This is a genomic window from Tunturiibacter lichenicola (genome assembly GCF_051013355.1).
Taxonomy (GTDB): domain Bacteria; phylum Acidobacteriota; class Terriglobia; order Terriglobales; family Acidobacteriaceae; genus Edaphobacter; species Edaphobacter lichenicola_F.
Map to the genome: position 1 here is coordinate 3,602,712 of NZ_CP132944.1, position 15,422 is coordinate 3,618,133.

At 56.2% G+C, this 15,422-nt stretch carries 12 protein-coding genes; 10 read left to right on the top strand and 2 right to left on the bottom strand.

What is annotated here, in order from left to right:
- Positions 1-64 precede the first annotated feature (64 nt).
- The 3 genes from RBB82_RS15115 to RBB82_RS15125 are packed head-to-tail and all read left to right on the top strand — an operon-like array spanning position 65 to position 5,251.
- The gene (locus RBB82_RS15115) at positions 65-1,444 is read left to right on the top strand and encodes a multicopper oxidase family protein (RefSeq protein WP_433971540.1); all 1,380 of its coding nucleotides are present in this window, start codon (positions 65-67) and stop codon (positions 1,442-1,444) included.
- Positions 1,445-1,504: 60 nt separating this feature from the next.
- Positions 1,505-3,961, top strand: a complete 2,457-nt coding sequence (locus RBB82_RS15120) for a c-type cytochrome (protein WP_433971541.1) — start codon at positions 1,505-1,507, stop codon at positions 3,959-3,961.
- Between the two features lie 42 nt (positions 3,962-4,003).
- Positions 4,004-5,251 carry a nucleoside permease gene (locus RBB82_RS15125; protein WP_433975390.1) on the top strand — a complete coding sequence of 416 codons (1,248 nt, stop codon included), beginning with the start codon at positions 4,004-4,006 and terminating at the stop codon, positions 5,249-5,251.
- 21 nt (positions 5,252-5,272) lie between these two features.
- Here RBB82_RS15125 and RBB82_RS15130 read toward each other — a convergent pair whose 3' ends face one another.
- Positions 5,273-6,238, bottom strand: a complete 966-nt coding sequence (locus tag RBB82_RS15130) for a sugar phosphate isomerase/epimerase family protein (RefSeq protein WP_433971542.1) — start codon at positions 6,236-6,238, stop codon at positions 5,273-5,275.
- Between the two features lie 177 nt (positions 6,239-6,415).
- Here RBB82_RS15130 and RBB82_RS15135 point away from each other — a divergent pair, with 177 nt between their 5' ends.
- From RBB82_RS15135 to RBB82_RS15165, 7 genes are all read left to right on the top strand, one after another.
- Entirely contained in the window at positions 6,416-7,360 is a 945-nt protein-coding gene (locus RBB82_RS15135) for a carbohydrate kinase family protein (protein WP_433971543.1), read from the top strand.
- 182 nt (positions 7,361-7,542) lie between these two features.
- The gene (locus tag RBB82_RS15140) at positions 7,543-7,746 is read left to right on the top strand and encodes a cold-shock protein (RefSeq protein WP_020712649.1); all 204 of its coding nucleotides are present in this window, start codon (positions 7,543-7,545) and stop codon (positions 7,744-7,746) included.
- A 229-nt stretch (positions 7,747-7,975) separates the two neighbouring features.
- Positions 7,976-8,662 (top strand): hypothetical protein, encoded by a 687-nt coding sequence (locus RBB82_RS15145; protein WP_433971545.1) that lies wholly within the window; start codon positions 7,976-7,978, stop codon positions 8,660-8,662.
- Positions 8,663-8,835: 173 nt separating this feature from the next.
- Positions 8,836-9,042, top strand: coding sequence for a hypothetical protein (locus tag RBB82_RS15150; RefSeq protein WP_433971546.1), 207 nt, complete (start codon positions 8,836-8,838; stop codon positions 9,040-9,042).
- Between the two features lie 206 nt (positions 9,043-9,248).
- The gene (locus tag RBB82_RS15155; RefSeq protein ID WP_433971548.1) at positions 9,249-9,830 is read left to right on the top strand and encodes a KdsC family phosphatase; all 582 of its coding nucleotides are present in this window, start codon (positions 9,249-9,251) and stop codon (positions 9,828-9,830) included.
- A 50-nt stretch (positions 9,831-9,880) separates the two neighbouring features.
- Positions 9,881-14,275, top strand: coding sequence for a DEAD/DEAH box helicase (locus RBB82_RS15160; RefSeq protein ID WP_433971549.1), 4,395 nt, complete (start codon positions 9,881-9,883; stop codon positions 14,273-14,275).
- Positions 14,276-14,290: 15 nt separating this feature from the next.
- Complete coding sequence (locus tag RBB82_RS15165; RefSeq protein ID WP_433971551.1) at positions 14,291-14,461, top strand: DUF5522 domain-containing protein; 171 nt, start codon at positions 14,291-14,293, stop codon at positions 14,459-14,461.
- A gap of 5 nt (positions 14,462-14,466) precedes the next feature.
- Here RBB82_RS15165 and RBB82_RS15170 read toward each other — a convergent pair whose 3' ends face one another.
- A complete protein-coding gene (locus RBB82_RS15170) occupies positions 14,467-15,369 on the bottom strand; it encodes a tetratricopeptide repeat protein (protein ID WP_433971553.1) in 903 nt (300 codons plus the stop codon).
- Positions 15,370-15,422: the final 53 nt, after the last annotated feature.

Consider the following 15,422-nt stretch of genomic DNA (forward strand, 5'->3'; position numbering starts at 1 on the left):
GAAGCGGTCGGACGTCTATTACCCGATGGCGTTGATTAAAAGTTCAAGGATGAACGAACCATTGATGAACCGAAGAAGTTTTGTCGTCGGGGCTGGAGCAGCGTGGGCAAATGCGAGTGTGCCTTTGGGGCTGGCGTCGTCCCATGGTGGATCGCCAGATCTGCGCTTGCGAATCGAAGCTTGTACGTTGGATATTGGCCGAGGAGTGCAGATCGCGACGGTTGCTTATAACGGCCAGGTGCCGGGTCCGCTGCTCCGCTTGAAGAAGAATAAGCCGGTGACGATCGATGTAACGAATGCGACGTCGAAGCCGGATCTCGTGCATTGGCATGGACTGACTACCGATTCTCTCAATGATGGTGCGGTCGAGGAGGGGTCTCCGATCATATCGCCGGGGGCGACGCTTCGTTATCAACTTATGCCGAATCCGTCTGGGACGCGTTGGTACCATACGCACGCGATGGCGATGGGAGATCTGTCGCTGGCTGCGTATACCGGGCAGTTTGGATTTCTTCTGGTCGATGGTGCTGATCCTGGGCGGCATGACAGGGAAGTCAACCTGGCGATTCATCACTGGGGACCGCACTTTGTCCCAATGGTTGAGACGATGCGTGCCGAATCGCAGAATATGCCGCAGACTTCGGGGTCTGACGTTGGGTATAAGTACGCCACTGTCAATGCGCATATGCTGGGCGCTGGGGAACCGATTCGCGTGAAACAGGGGGAGCGCGTGCTGTTTCGGTTGCTGAATGCGAGCGCAACCGAGAATGTGATGCTCGCGCTGCCGGGGCACACGTTTCGGGTCATCGCGATGGATGGTAATCCTGTGCCAAATCCAACTTCGGTTGAAGTGATTTCGCTGGCAGTGGCTGAGCGAGTTGATGCCATTGTTGAGATGAATTCGCCGGGTGTGTGGGTGCTTGGATCGACACTGAAGGATGGGCGCGATATGGGGTTGGGGGTTGTCGTGGAGTATGCGGGGCGGTCGGGCGAGCCGGTGTGGCACGATCCTGAACCTGTTGAGTGGGATTACACACGCTTCGGTTCGAAGGATTCGGTTGTGCAGCCGGACGAGACTTTTACTCTTACGTTTCGCGATGCTGGCGCGCTTAAGGGAGCGAACTTTGATACGTGGACTATCAATGGTGATGCATGGCCGGATGTGAAGCCGCTGAAGGTAAAGCGTGGAAAGCGATATCGGATGGTCTTTCGCAATGCCAGCGGCGATCAGCATCCGATTCACCTGCATCGACACAGTTTTGAGGTGACGCGAGTTGGGGATCAGACTATGAGTGGTCTCATCAAAGACACGATTAATGTCATGCCGCTTCAGACGCTTGCCGTGGATTTTGTCGCAGATAATCCTGGTGATTCACTACTGCATTGTCATCAACAGCTCCACATGGACTACGGGTTCATGCAAATCATCAAGTACACGGATTAGTGGATGCGCGTGACGAAAACTTCAGCGAAATTCTCAGATATATTAGCCCGCACGGTGGGTATGCGTCGGGTTGTTTTGGTAGTTGTTGGTGGAGTCGTTGTTTCGCTGTGCTTTGGTAGCCGCAAGACAATCCTTGCGGAGGTTGGTGCTAAGGATCATTCCGTCGGCAGGACGGACTGGCCGGTCTATGGTGGTCAGAGCGCGGATGATCGTTATTCTGCTTTGCATCAGATTGATCGCAGCAATGTGGGCAAGCTGAAGGTTGCCTGGACATTCGACACAAAAGAGGCAGGTGGGTTGCAGACCAACCCCTTGATCGTGGGACGAGTGATGTTTGCGTTCACCCCGACGCAGAAGGTGATTGCGCTTGACGCTTCTACAGGAAAGAAGCTCTGGACCTTCGATTCTGGTACTCCGGGACTTCAGCCGACGCGTGGGTTAAGCTACTGGACTGATGGAACACAAAGCATTCTCTTTGCTGGTCTATTGAGCAATTTGTACGCGATCGATCCAGCAAACGGTAAGTTGGTTTCGAGCTTTGGAGATGGCGGCAAGATCGACCTGCGCAAAGATCTTACTGAGGGCGATATCTCGCAGGCCTTTGCCGCTCTCACGTCGCCGGGGCTGGTTTATAAGGATACGATCATCGTCGGCTTTCGCGCACCGGAGACGCGGCCTGCTCTTCGGGGTGACATTCGCGCCTACGATGTGCATACCGGCAAACTCCGCTGGATCTTTCACACTGTTCCTCGTCCGGGAGAGCCAGGGTACGAGACGTGGCCGAAGGATGCATGGAAGGTAACCGGCGCTGCGAACAACTGGGCCGGCATGGCTCTCGATGAAAGGCGCGGCATCGTCTATGTGCCAACGGGTTCGGCTGTCAACGATTTCTATGGAGCAGATCGCATAGGCGACGATCTCTACGCCAACACGCTGCTGGCGCTTGATGCGAATACGGGAAAGCGAATCTGGCACTTTCAGGGTGTCCATCACGATATATGGGACCGTGATTTTCCTTCACCACCCTCTCTGGTCACGGTTCGCTCGCACGGAAAGCAGGTCGACGCCGTGGCCCAGACCACGAAGCAGGGCTATCTGTTTCTCTTCGACCGCACGACGGGTAAGCCGCTCTTTCCGATCGAAGAGCATCCGTTTCCCGCTTCGACTGCGCCCGGCGAAAAAACTTCTCCCACGCAACCAGTGCCACTGTTGCCTGAGCCTTATGCGCGCCAGAGACTGACTGAGGATATGCTCACCACGCGTACTCCTGATGCCCACGCGTGGGCTGTCGAGCAGTTCAAAACCTTCGTCAGTAATGGGCTATTTGTCCCCTTCAGCGTTGATAAACAAACGGTCGTCTTTCCCGGCTTCGACGGCGGCGCTGAGTGGGGTGGTTCGGCCGTGGATGTAAAGACCGGCATCATCTACATCAACGCGAACGATCTCGTATGGACTGGAGGGCTCACCGAGAACAAGGTTGGCGGAAGTCTTGGCTCGAGTGTCTACCAGAGCCAATGCTCGATGTGCCATGGAGGCGATCGAAAGGGCGCACCGCCTGCATTTCCATCACTCATTGATGAGCAGAAACGCCTCTCTGATGCGGAGATCACTGCGATCATCCACAATGGGAAAGGCCGGATGCCGTCGTTTCCAAATGTCGAAGCGGCGCGTCTCACCGCTGTGCTTGAATATCTGAAAACCGGTGATGCAGGGGCTGGCGGTGCATCAGGAGCTCCCTCACCGAAGTCAGGCAATCGCGCAGAGATCGCCGGTGCAAAGATTTATGACCATAACTGCGCAATCTGCCACGGTGATGACCTGCTGGGCGCGCCGTCAAACTATCCTGGCCTTATCGGTGTTCGGATTCGCCTCTCCGATAAGCAGATTTTGGATAACATTCACAATGGCAAAGGCCGCATGCCGTCGTTCCACAAGCTGACCGACACCGATACCGCGTCTCTGCTGAAGTTTTTAGGGGACAGCAACTCGCCCATGGTCGAAGAGGCAGTTGCATCGGGCAACTCTTCAAAGAAAGAGGTAGAGTCCACACTTGCTCCTCCCGGCGGCCTCGCAAAATACCGCTTTACCGGTTATCGCAAGTTTCTCGATCCTGACGGATATCCTGCTGTGGTGCCACCCTGGGGTACTCTCAACGCCATTGATCTGAATACCGGCCGCTATCTCTGGAAGATACCGCTGGGTGAATATCCGGAGCTGGCGCAGAAGGGGATGAAAGATACTGGGAGCGAGAACTATGGCGGACCAATTGTCACCGCGGGCGGAATCGTCTTCATCGCTGCCACCAACTTCGACCACACGATGCGGGCCTTCGATAGTCGAACAGGCGCGTTGTTATGGTCGGGCGATCTGCCCTATGCAGGCAACGCCACACCAGCTACTTATATGATCGATGGCCGTCAGTATCTTGTCATCGCAACCAGTAACGCACGTAACCCCAAAGGGCCGCAGGGAGCCGCGTACGTGGCGTTCGCGCTGCCGACTGGACCCAGCAAGTAAGATTGAACTTCGAAGACGAGAAGGGACGGCAACATCGTGAAGATGCAGATCAGGGCACGGCTTGGCGCAATGATGTTTCTGGAGTACTTCATCTGGGGCTCCTGGTATGTAACTCTCGGCACCTGGTTGGCTTCGTCGCTGCACTTCACCGGCCAACAGATCGGTCTCGCTGCCGGAACCACTGCGGTCGGAGCTATGATTGCCCCCTTCTTCGTTGGCCTCGTCGCCGACAAGCTCTTCGCTACCCAACGCGTTCTCGCCGCGCTTCATCTCATCGGGGGTCTGCTTCTCTTCTTCGCATCTCAGCAGGTGGCTTTTGGCAACATCTACATTCTCCTGCTGCTCTACTGTCTGTGCTTTATGCCGACGCTGGCTCTTACGAACTCTCTTGCATTTCGCCAGATGCGTGATCCTAAAGAGGAGTTTGGCCCAATCCGTGTTCTTGGCACAGCCGGTTGGATCACAGGCGGCCTGCTCGTCGGATCGTTGCGGTTGGAAAGCACCGCTCGTCCTCTTCAACTCGCCGCAGCCCTGTCCATCTTGATGGCCATCTATTGCCTCACGCTCCCAGACACCCCGCCATTGGCGCGTGTAGGGCGCTTTACGTTGGCGAGTGTATTTCCGCGCGAAGCGGTGGCGTTGCTGCGTGAGCGTTCGATGGCAGTCTTCGCTATCGCCTCATTTCTCATTTGCATACCGTTGCAGTTTTACTATGCTTTTACCAACCTGTTTCTGAACGAGGCGGGAGTACAGAACGCGGCAGGGAAGATGACCGGCGGTCAGATGTCGGAGCTCTTCTGCATGCTGCTGATCCCGTGGTTCTTTCGCAGACTCGGTGTTAAATACATGCTGGTTGCGGGCATGTCAGCGTGGGTCTTGCGTTACGTTCTCTTTGCGTATGGCGGCGTGGGCGATCGTATGTGGATGTTCTGGCTTGGCATCCTGTTGCACGGCATCTGTTATGACTTTTTCTTCGTCACTGGACAGATCTACATTGACCGCAAGGCGTCGTTGGCTCTGCGTGCTGCGGCGCAGGGTCTCATCACCTTCATTACGTACGGCGCCGGTATGTTTGTGGGCTCGTGGCTCTCTGGCGCGGTCGTTGAACACTATAGCGCTGTAGCAGCAGGCGGTGAGACCATGCATGCATGGCGTTCTATCTGGCTGTTTGCTGCGGGTGCTTCAGGGGTCGTTCTCGTTTTATTTCTGCTTACTTTTTCGGATACTGAGAAATCTTCGGTCAGCACGCTTGAGAGCGCTGGGGCCTTGCCGGTCGAGTCGCCTCTGTAGCTGTTCTCTCACTGCTAAGCGCTACGTCCACCAAGGCTCGACCGGCGGCTCTTTCAGGAGTACACGGGAGAGCATTGATATCGCGGAAGACAGTCCCTCATGTGTGGATGCCAGCGCATCCTCATGCTCAATGCTCATGACGTAGTCGTATCCTGCGAGCCTTAGTGCTGAAGCAATCCGCTTCCACTCCAATTCACTGTGTCCCCAACCCACGGATCGAAACAGCCACGATCGTTGAGCCATCTCACGATAGCTCTTTGTGTCGAGTACGCCGTTGCGATTGCGCATCGCTTCGTTGATCGCGACGTCCTTCGCATGAAAATGAAAGATCGATTCGCCTAACTCGGTGATGGCAGTAGGGATATCGATGCCTTGCCACCACATGTGGCTCGGATCCAGATTGATCCCGATGGAGGCGTTTGTGGCGGCGCGCAGCTTCAGGAGGGTCTCGGGGTTATAGACGCAGAAGCCTGGGTGCGCCTCCAAGGCAATCTTCACTCCTGCGTCTGCAGCGAAGGTGCCGGTGTTTTTCCAGTAGGGGATGAGTCGCTGCTCCCATTGCCACGCTAAGGCGTCTGCGAACTCCGGAGGCCATGCCGCTGTGATCCAGTTCGGCGTTACGTCTTCGGCGGAGGCTCCTGGACATCCTGAAAAAGTTATTACGACAGGCACATGAATCTGCTCGGCTAGTTGTATGGTCTTGCGCAACACCGCATCGTCGCGACGAGCGATCTCTTTATTCGGATGCACTGGATTGTTGTGGCAGGAGAGTGCGCTGATCGTAAGGCCTGCATCGTTCAGCTTTGAGCGGAATGCATGCGCCTTCTCTTTATCTGCAAGCAGGGCGTCCAGATCGAGATGGTTGCCTCCAGGCCACCCGCCTGTACCGATCTCGATCATGCTGATTTCGGGATACCGCTTTATCTCGGCAAGTGCCGCGTCCAGAGAAAGGGCGTTGAATATTGGTGTGAACAGGCCTAACTGCATTTAGGAACTCCTTTTGAGCTTCCGTTGTGGTGTGTCGCTGCGCTGATCCAAGAGGGCTTACGGAATCAAAATATATGGCATAACATTGTCCGGCAATGTTCGCCGGATAAAAGCGGCGACGACTTGAAAATGAGATACACCTCGAAGACTGTGGGTGAGGCACGTCGGAAGGAGAGTATGTCTGGAAATAGTGTTCCCCGGATCGTCGGCATCGGTGAGTTGCTGTGGGACATTCTACCCAATGGGCCCAGATTGGGTGGAGCGCTCGCAAACTTTGCCGTCTTCTGTGCGAGGTTAGGCGACCGTGCCGAGTTAATCACCAGCATTGGCGACGATGACTATGGCAGGACCGCGAGCCGGGTGTTGGCGCAGCCAAATCTGGATCTGCACAATGTTCAGGTCAGCACTACATACCCGACAGGCACTGTCCAGGTCGCTTTGTCGTCTGAAAATCAGCCGAGTTATACGATCTCCACCGGCGTCGCGTGGGACTACATTCAGCTGACCCCGGAGATCAGCGCGAGCGCGCCGTTAGCGGACGCGGTTTGTTTTGGCACACTTAGTCAGCGATCGGAGGTCTCTCGTTCGACCATTCGAAGCTTCGTCGAATCGACCCCATCCAACTGCGTTCGGGTGTGCGACGTCAATATTCGAATGCCGTACATCGGGCCGGAGATCTTGTCCTGGTCGATGCTGCACGCAACGATGATCAAGATTAGCGAAGAGGAGTTGCCTCTGGTCTTTTCTCAGCTTGGCAGGCCGCTAACCTCGAACATGCCACAGGTTGCCGCGCGATCTTTGCTGGCTAATTTCCCCCAGTGTCAGTTGGTGGCTGTGACTCTGGGAGCACACGGAAGCCTGATTGTTACTCGACAAGAGGTTCATATTCATACTGGCTTCCCAATCAAGCTTGTGGATCCCGTTGGAGCTGGGGATGCCTTCACGGCCGGGCTGGTGCATGCCTACTTGAGTGGTGCTCCACTGGCAAGAATGCCGGAGATCGGCAATCTTTGCGGCAGCTTTGTAGCGTCTCAGCCTGGTGCGACGCCGTTACTTCCTCGGGACCTGATCGACATGGTTTCTACCCTGGTGGACGGAGGAGTGCCTCGATTCGCTCGATAACTTCACTTTTAGGGAGTATTCCGTCTGTCTAGACAGCAATAATCAATGCTTGTCGGGCAAGCTGGAGGCGGCACAGCCTCTCTAATTGAAAAAACCTGTAAGCTTATTGATTGAAATTCGCTCACATCCTGCTACCCTTATAAGTAATGGCGAAATATCGCCTTACGAAAGCAGGAAGCATCATGGCAAACGGAACAGTGAAGTGGTTTAACGACGCAAAAGGTTTTGGCTTTATCACCCCGGAAGACGGTGGAGAGGATCTCTTCGCGCATTACTCGGCAATCAACTCCAGCGGCTTTAAGTCCCTCCAGGAAGGGCAGCGCGTAACGTTTGACATCACCACTGGCCCCAAGGGCAAGCAGGCTGCAAACATTCAGCCCGCCTAATTCACCCGATCTCGAGCGGCACGCTGCGGAACAGTATGTAGCCTTGCCGTGCCCAACAGAACAGCAAACGGGGTTGCAAGCAGACGTTCATGCGTCGGCCTGCAACCCGTTCGCAATTTACGCCCCATTTCAGTCTTGTCGCGTTCGACCTTGTACAACTATCGAGTAATTCTGTACCTCCTTGGTAACTGCTAAGTTACCTCTACTGCGATGTAGCAGGAGGTCACCAATGACTCAAATTCAAAAACTCTCCCTCCTCTTCGCCCTCACCTCCCCAACCTTGTCATTCGCCGCGAGTGTTCCTAAGACCATCCTCCCCGATAACGTTATTACCTGTCAGGTCAATGCAAACTGCACGAACAAAACCCTGTACGGTCGTACCTATAAGGTGATCAACACACCTCGCTTTACCGTAATGGTCGCAGTGTCCCAGGAAGGTGCTTACACTCGTGCGGACGTCAGCATCGCTAACAACACGGTCATGTCGCAGAGTCTCACGCCGGAAGACTTCCGCGTCGAAGTTGTGACTCCTAAGCCTAAGGTGTTGCTCTATATTCCCCCCACCGGCTTGAAGGACCTCCTTCCGGCAACCCAGAACCCTTCTGCTCCTCAGACTGCCTCCGCTGCTTCCTCTGTCGCTGTTCCATCAGCCCCGGTAGCTTCTACCGCGCAGGCGACGGACGCCAGCCAGACCGCGAACGTCGACCAGCTTTACGAAGAAGCGAAGCGAAGGGCTGCTTTGAAAGAGGAGGCCGGTAAGGCCGCAAGCCAGCGCGATCTCTCGGCGACCTCTCTCCCTCCGAATGAGGTCGCTCTAGGCCGAGTTTTCTTCGAACGCGATAAGCACGCTCAGCTTGTAAACGTTGTGCTGCCAATCGCTGGACTCGTCTTCGAGTTTCCTTACACATTGAAGTAAATCTCCAGCGAGCAGATTGTATTCTCTCGAATCAGTCTGGTCGCTGGTACATCGCCTACGAGCGATCTAGCATCTCATCCCGCTAAGTACCAACCAATCGGGCAAGCTTTCCGCCGACAGACCATCTGTGGTGAGCGGTATCGCACATTGCGTGGATACTTCGGGGGTATCAGATGTCTTATCCTGATAAGAAGCGTTTTGAAGCGGATATGGATGACCAGCAGGCTCAGATCGAAACCATCGAAGTCCATCTCAATCTCAAGGACGCATCGGTTGCATCCGAGTGCGAAGTGAATAACCTTCAGGCGGCACAGCAAGTGCACCGCGATAAGATTCACGAGCTAAAGAGGAATCATGATGAGAGCGAAGGTCGCGACTAGTAATCCGTCGGGACGGCGACCGCTACGTCTGGATTCCCTGAGTCTATGAGCGGCCGCCTCATTCCCGCGTCGCTTGGGTAGACGGTCATTAGGCCCATCGGCGCGGGGTATGTCTGGACCGAGGGTTGGTGGCGGTAATGATCTAAATTTTTACCGAACCCCTGACGGGTTGCCCTTACCGTGACCTGCCACGCTATCATCGTTCCATGACCGCAGAAGCCCGCGCAAAAAATATCAAAGTTCTTATCTTCGACGTAGATGGCGTACTGACTGACGGCCAGATCTTCGTCATACCAAATGCCGAAGGCCATGGAGTTGAGGCGAAAGGCTTCGCTGCACACGATGGGCTCGGCATCTCACTGGGCCGTCTTGGAGGCCTCCGCATCGGCATCATCACCAAACGTCAGTCCCAGACAGTCGCCATTCGCGCCAACGACCTCAAGCTCGAATTTATCTATCAAGGGCAGTCTCACAAGATGACTGCCATCAAAGAGATTCTTGCAAAGACTGGTTACACCATCGACCAGCTCGCTTATGTCGGGGACGACATCATCGATCTGCCTGTCTTGCGGCAGTGCGGACTTGCCATTGCGACTGCCAATGCTCGCAAAGAGGTTAAGGCCGTGGCTCACTACGTTACCCCGAATCCGGGCGGTTTTGGAGGCGGCCGCGACGCGATCGATTTCATCCTCACGGCACAGGGAACACTGGAAAAAGTGATTGAACAATACCTTGACGAATCGAGCGCCGCTGCGGCCGCTTCTGATGTCGGCACCGGCAACATGTAGATAACAAAGCGGCGAAGAAAGAACGAACAAAATCGAGCTACAATCAGCGGATGCCGCTGGAGATTCCACAATCGCTCGCCTGGGCACACCCTGTCACAGCCGAGTGGTTTCTCACGAAATTCGGCAGCCCCACCGAGCCCCAAGTCCATGGCTGGCCCAGCGTTGTGTCGGGGGAAGCCACACTGATCTCGGCACCCACTGGATCGGGAAAGACTCTCGCAGCATTTTTAGTCTGTATCGACCAGCTTCTACGTGAATCGATCTCGGGGCGACTTGCTCCAAGCACGCAGGTCGTCTACGTCAGCCCTCTCAAGGCGCTCTCGAACGATGTTCAAAAGAATCTTGACGGCCCACTTGCAGAGATTCAGCAGCTTGCGCTTGAGCGCGGCTATCTCTGCCCCGAGATTCGTACTGGCGTTCGCACTGGCGACACTCTGCCCAAAGAGCGCGCCGCCATGCTTCGCAACCCGCCTCATATTCTTGTCACTACTCCTGAATCTCTCTACATTCTGCTTACCGCCGGTAAGAGCAGGGAACACCTTCGGCGCGTCCGCACTGTCATCGTGGATGAGATTCACGCTGTAGCCGATGACAAACGTGGCGCGCATCTCGCTCTGTCTCTTGAACGTCTCGATGCGCTCGTTACTGGAGAAAACCGTCTCAGCCCCGGACAGTTTCTTACTGGTCTCAACACCCCTCCGCAGCGAATTGGCCTGTCTGCCACGCAGAATCCAATTGAACTCGTTGCATGCTTTCTGACAGGCATCCACGAAGATCGTAGGCCAGCCAACATCATCCAGGTTGGCCAGCGACGCGAGCTCGATCTCGCCATTGAGGTGCCTAGCGACGAACTCAGCTCTGTCACGACGAATGGGATGTGGTCCGAGATCTTCGATAAGTTGGCCCTCCACGCTCAGAATCATCGCTCTACCCTTGTCTTCGTCAACACCCGCCGCCTTGCAGAGAAGATTGCCTTTGAACTCACCACTCGACTCGGCTCCGAACATGTCGCTGCGCATCACGGTTCGCTCTCACGCACTCTTCGCCTCGATGCCGAACAGCGGTTGAAAAACGGGGAGATAAAGATACTGATAGCGACGGCGTCGCTTGAACTTGGAATAGATATCGGCGATATCGACCTCGTCTGTCAGATCAACACGACGCGCGCGGTGGGCGTTGCCATGCAGCGTGTGGGCCGCGCTGGTCACTGGCGCGGGGCCATTCCGAAGGGGCGCTTCTTTGCCACTACTCGCGACGACTTACTCGAACAGGCCGCGCTTGTTCGTAAGATGCGTGCGGGAGAACTCGATAGATTAGAGATTCCTCCGCAGCCCGCGGACGTTCTGATGCAGCAGATCGTTGCGTGTTGCGGAGCCGAGCCATGGCAGGAAGACGCGCTGTACAACACTCTTCGTCGCGCTTACCCCTATCGCGGCCTGACTCGCGAGGCATTCGATGCCCTAGTCACCATCCTCTCCGAAGGGATCGAGTCCACGCGAGGCCGCTATGGTGCCTACCTCCTCCGCGATGGTGTGCAGCATCATCTTCATCCCCGACGTGGCGCTCGCATGATCGCCATCTCAAATGGTGGTGCCATTCCAGATGTTGCGCTTTATAACGTCATCCTCCAGCCAGAGGGCGTTCAAATCGCGACGCTTGACGAACACTTCGCCGTCGACTCGAGCCCTGGGGACGTTGTTCTCCTTGGTAATGCGAGCTGGCGGATTCAGCGTGTTGAAGCTGTGGGTCGCGTCCTGGTTGAAGATGCTCACGGGGCTCCGCCTAATCTTCCTTTCTGGTTCGGCGAAGCCCCACAACGGACGAGCGTTCTCTCCGATGGTGTCAGCGAGCTACGCGAGCAGATCTCTGCGCTGACGCCTAACGTCGTTCCTGGATACATCTCGCCTGCTCAACCTGAAGTTGCCGACGCAACCGCGTGGCTGACGGAAGTCTGTTCCGTCTGCGCGAGTGGTGCACATCAACTCATCGCTTACATTGTCACTGGCCGCGCGGTCCTCGGTGCCGTCCCGTCGAAGAACACGATCATCGCCGAGCGATTCTTCGACGATGGTGGCGGTATGCAACTCATCCTTCATGCTCCCTTTGGGGGGCGTATTAATAAAGCCTGGGGCCTGGCGCTCCGTAAACGCTTTTGCCGCGGTTTCAACTTCGAACTTCAGGCTGCCGCCACGGATAACGGCATCAATATTTCTCTCGCCGAGCAGCATAGCTTTCCCCTCGCTGATGTTTTTCAGTTCCTTACGGAGCACACCGCAAGGGAGCTCCTCGAACAAGCCTCGATCGCCTCACCGATCTTCAAAAACCGCTGGCGCTGGGCTGCCGGCCGTAGCTTGCAGCTTCTTCGTTTCTCAAAAGGGAAGCGTATTGCTCCACAGATTCAACGGACCCGCTCGGAAGACCTTATGGCAAGCGTCTTTCCGCAAGCTGCTGCCTGCTTCGAGACCATCGTCGGGGACATTCAGATTCCCGATCACCCTCTCGTGAACGAAGTCATGCAGGACGTTCTTCAGGAGGCGATGGATCTCGAAGGCCTCATCGAGCTACTCCGCGGAATAAAAGAGGGAAGCATCCGCTGTCTTGCCGTCGATACGCCAACTCCGTCGCAGTTTGCGCACGAGCTGCTCAACGCCAACCCGTACGCCTATCTTGACGAGGCGGGTCTTGAAGAGCGCCGGGCGCGCGCGACCTCACTTGGCCTCAGCCTTCCCGAAGAGCCTGGCAAACTCGACCCGCAGGCCATCCTTGCTGTTCGCCACGAGATATGGCCAGACCTGCGCGACGAGCATGAACTCCACGATCTTCTCCACTCGCTCATAGCCCTTCCATTGCACGTCCTCGACACGGCCGAGGCCCGCCACTGGCCTGGCTTCTACGAGCGACTCAGCCACACCGGACGCGCTCAAACTATCGATCTCGGTGGTAATTCCTGCTGGGTCGCAACCGAGCGTCTCTCTCATGTCGCCGCACTTTGGCAGGGGGCGGATCATGAAACCGTAGGAGTTACAAAAGAGGCAGCTCTGCAAAAATGTGTTCAAGGATGGTCGCAAATCCTTGGACCTACGACTGCCAACTCCTTCGCCCGTACACTGGGCGTCGACCCCTCCGCTGTATTCCAGGCGTTCGTTGCAATGGAGATGCAAGGCCTTCTCATGCGGGGAGCGTTTGAGTATCCCTCCGCAACCGAAGACCATGACGTTGAGTGGTGCGAGCGCCGCATCCTCCAGCGCATTCATCGACGCACCGTGGCGACTTTGCGTAAACAGATCGAACCTGTCACGCCATCTGTTTATATGCGGTGGCTCCTCACGTGGCAACATCTCGCTCCACAGACGCAGCTCTCTGGAGAAGAGGGAGTTTTTGAAGCTCTTCGCCAGCTCGAAGGGTTCGAAGCTCCCGCAGTCGAGTGGGAGCGCACACTGCTTCCCGCACGAGTCGCAAACTACGACCAACGCTGGCTGGATGCCCTTTGCCTCTCTGGAGCGGTGGGCTGGGGCCGCATCTCGCCTCATCCCGCCTGGTCGACCGGCGATGGCGCTGCACCCCGGCGCGTCATCCCAACCAATGCCGCGCCGATTACCTTCTACATTCGCGAGACGGCAGATTGGCTCCCCCATGCACTTACACAACAATGCGTGGAAGAGGCCAAACTCGCTGCGGCGCTCAGCCCTGAGGCCTTGCAGCTCCGTACTCTCCTAAAGCAACGTGGGGCCTGCTTCGCCAATGACATCCAGCGGATCGCCAACCTCAGCCGTCAGCAGATACAACAAGCGCTCTGGGAGCTCGCTACGGCAGGTCTCGCATCCGCCGACGGGTTCGACCAGCTACGCACCATCATGGATGGGCGTCGCAAGTCTGTCATCAGCCAAGACTCGGGCAAACGCGCCACACGCAGCACCGCTGGACGGTGGTCGCTTCTCTCCGCCGAACTCCACGCCGCCCCAACTGCGATTGAGCAGGCTCGCCGCACCGACGCTGCACTTGAATCTTTTGCACGCCAGCTCTTGAGCCGCTACGGCGTTCTCTTCCGCGACCTGCTTCTGCGTGAATCCAACAGTCCAAAGTGGCGTGACTTGCTTGGTATCCTTCGCCGTCTTGAAGCGCGGGGGGAGATTCGCGGTGGCCGCTTTGTCTCAGGTTTTGGTGGCGAGCAGTTTGCTTTACCCGAGGCTGTTGAATCTCTCCGTGCCGCGCGCACCCGTGACTGCTCTGCAGTTATAGGAGTCGCCGCTGCCGATCCCATGAACCTTGCCGGCATTGTGTTGCCGGGGGAGCGAATCCCCTCTGTTCCTGGAAAACAAGTGCTCTATCGCGATGGCAAGTTGTATTCGCCCGATCAACCACCTGTCGCAGAAGGCCTCGCCGATGGCGTCCCGCCGCCGATGCTCCCCGTAGTTGCGCCATCTACGGGGCTCACGTTGTTCTAGGATTGTTTTAGCGTGATGTCGAACTCAGAACAACCCGAAGCAACTCCAGTGGTCGATAAGTCGCCACAAGAGTTGCCCCCGGAAGACTTCTACTACGAAGGTCCCTACCTCGTGTTCACCGCCGTCTACCACCTCAAGCGCGGCTATTGCTGCAACTCAGGTTGCCGTCACTGCCCCTATAAATAACTGCCTCAATCGTGCGTTGCTGCTGGCAGAGGGGGTACACCGTTTTGCGCATCGGCGACGGAGATCCGGCCATTTCGGAGTAGGCGGGCATTCTGCACGAGGGTTAGCACGCGTACGTCTTTGCGATAGGGCGCCATCACCGAATCCTCGCGCATCGGGCCAAGCACCTCGAATCCACCTTCACTGGCAAGCTGCAAATAGTGCAGCATCTCGGCCTCATCTCCGCGATGTGCGTAGAGCCGCGCTATCTCGAAGCAGAAGTGTGCATGGTCCACGGGCGATAGCATGTGCGCAGAGATACCGGTCGATCCATGGTGATCCATCATCTCGGGGTCGATCCTGAGAGCGATATCGAATTCGCCCCGAGCCTTGTCGAAATCCTTCTCTTCAAAGTAGGCCGTTCCAAGATTGGAGTGATACGTCGCCGATTTCTTATCGAACTTGATTGCCTTCCGATAGTCGGCGATAGCACCGCCGTAGTGGCCATCGAGATATTCGACAGCGCCAAGGTTGTTCCATCCCTGCGGGTTCTTCTTCTGCAGACGGACAACCTGTTGGAAGTAGCCTCGTGCCCCCGTGATATGTCTCAGGTCTAACTCCGTGACACCAAGCTTGTTCATGAGGGTTGCCTGGTCGCCTCCTCGTTTCAACGCATAACCGTAGTACTTGACTGCTTCTTCCGGGAAGCGCCGCGCGCGCAGTACATCGCCTACTAACTCGAGTTGCGCCGCGCTCGTCACTGCGGGATCAGGAAGGTGCGGTTGGATCGTAAACCATTCGGGGCTTTGATACCTGATATCAGTAATAACGTCAGAGGGGGGCGCGATCTTCTGCGCATTCAACGGAGAGCTGGCAATGATCAGACCGGAGAGAAGTAGGAGACTGGATATGCGACGATAGGTACTCATGGGCGGACCTCACGAGACAGGCCATCATCATGATCCTCTGTTTAATGCACTGT

Excerpts from the sequence above, each read along its gene's own strand:
- RBB82_RS15115 (WP_433971540.1), top strand. The coding sequence starts at position 65 with ATGAACCGAAGAAGTTTTGTCGTCGGGGCTGGAGCAGCGTGGGCAAAT.
- RBB82_RS15120 (WP_433971541.1), top strand. The coding sequence starts at position 1,505 with ATGCGTCGGGTTGTTTTGGTAGTTGTTGGTGGAGTCGTTGTTTCGCTG.
- RBB82_RS15125 (WP_433975390.1), top strand. The coding sequence starts at position 4,004 with ATGCAGATCAGGGCACGGCTTGGCGCAATGATGTTTCTGGAGTACTTC.
- RBB82_RS15130 (WP_433971542.1), bottom strand. The coding sequence starts at position 6,238 with ATGCAGTTAGGCCTGTTCACACCAATATTCAACGCCCTTTCTCTGGAC.
- RBB82_RS15135 (WP_433971543.1), top strand. The coding sequence starts at position 6,416 with ATGTCTGGAAATAGTGTTCCCCGGATCGTCGGCATCGGTGAGTTGCTG.
- RBB82_RS15140 (WP_020712649.1), top strand. The coding sequence starts at position 7,543 with ATGGCAAACGGAACAGTGAAGTGGTTTAACGACGCAAAAGGTTTTGGC.
- RBB82_RS15145 (WP_433971545.1), top strand. The coding sequence starts at position 7,976 with ATGACTCAAATTCAAAAACTCTCCCTCCTCTTCGCCCTCACCTCCCCA.
- RBB82_RS15150 (WP_433971546.1), top strand. The coding sequence starts at position 8,836 with ATGTCTTATCCTGATAAGAAGCGTTTTGAAGCGGATATGGATGACCAG.
- RBB82_RS15155 (WP_433971548.1), top strand. The coding sequence starts at position 9,249 with ATGACCGCAGAAGCCCGCGCAAAAAATATCAAAGTTCTTATCTTCGAC.
- RBB82_RS15160 (WP_433971549.1), top strand. The coding sequence starts at position 9,881 with ATGCCGCTGGAGATTCCACAATCGCTCGCCTGGGCACACCCTGTCACA.
- RBB82_RS15165 (WP_433971551.1), top strand. The coding sequence starts at position 14,291 with ATGTCGAACTCAGAACAACCCGAAGCAACTCCAGTGGTCGATAAGTCG.
- RBB82_RS15170 (WP_433971553.1), bottom strand. The coding sequence starts at position 15,369 with ATGAGTACCTATCGTCGCATATCCAGTCTCCTACTTCTCTCCGGTCTG.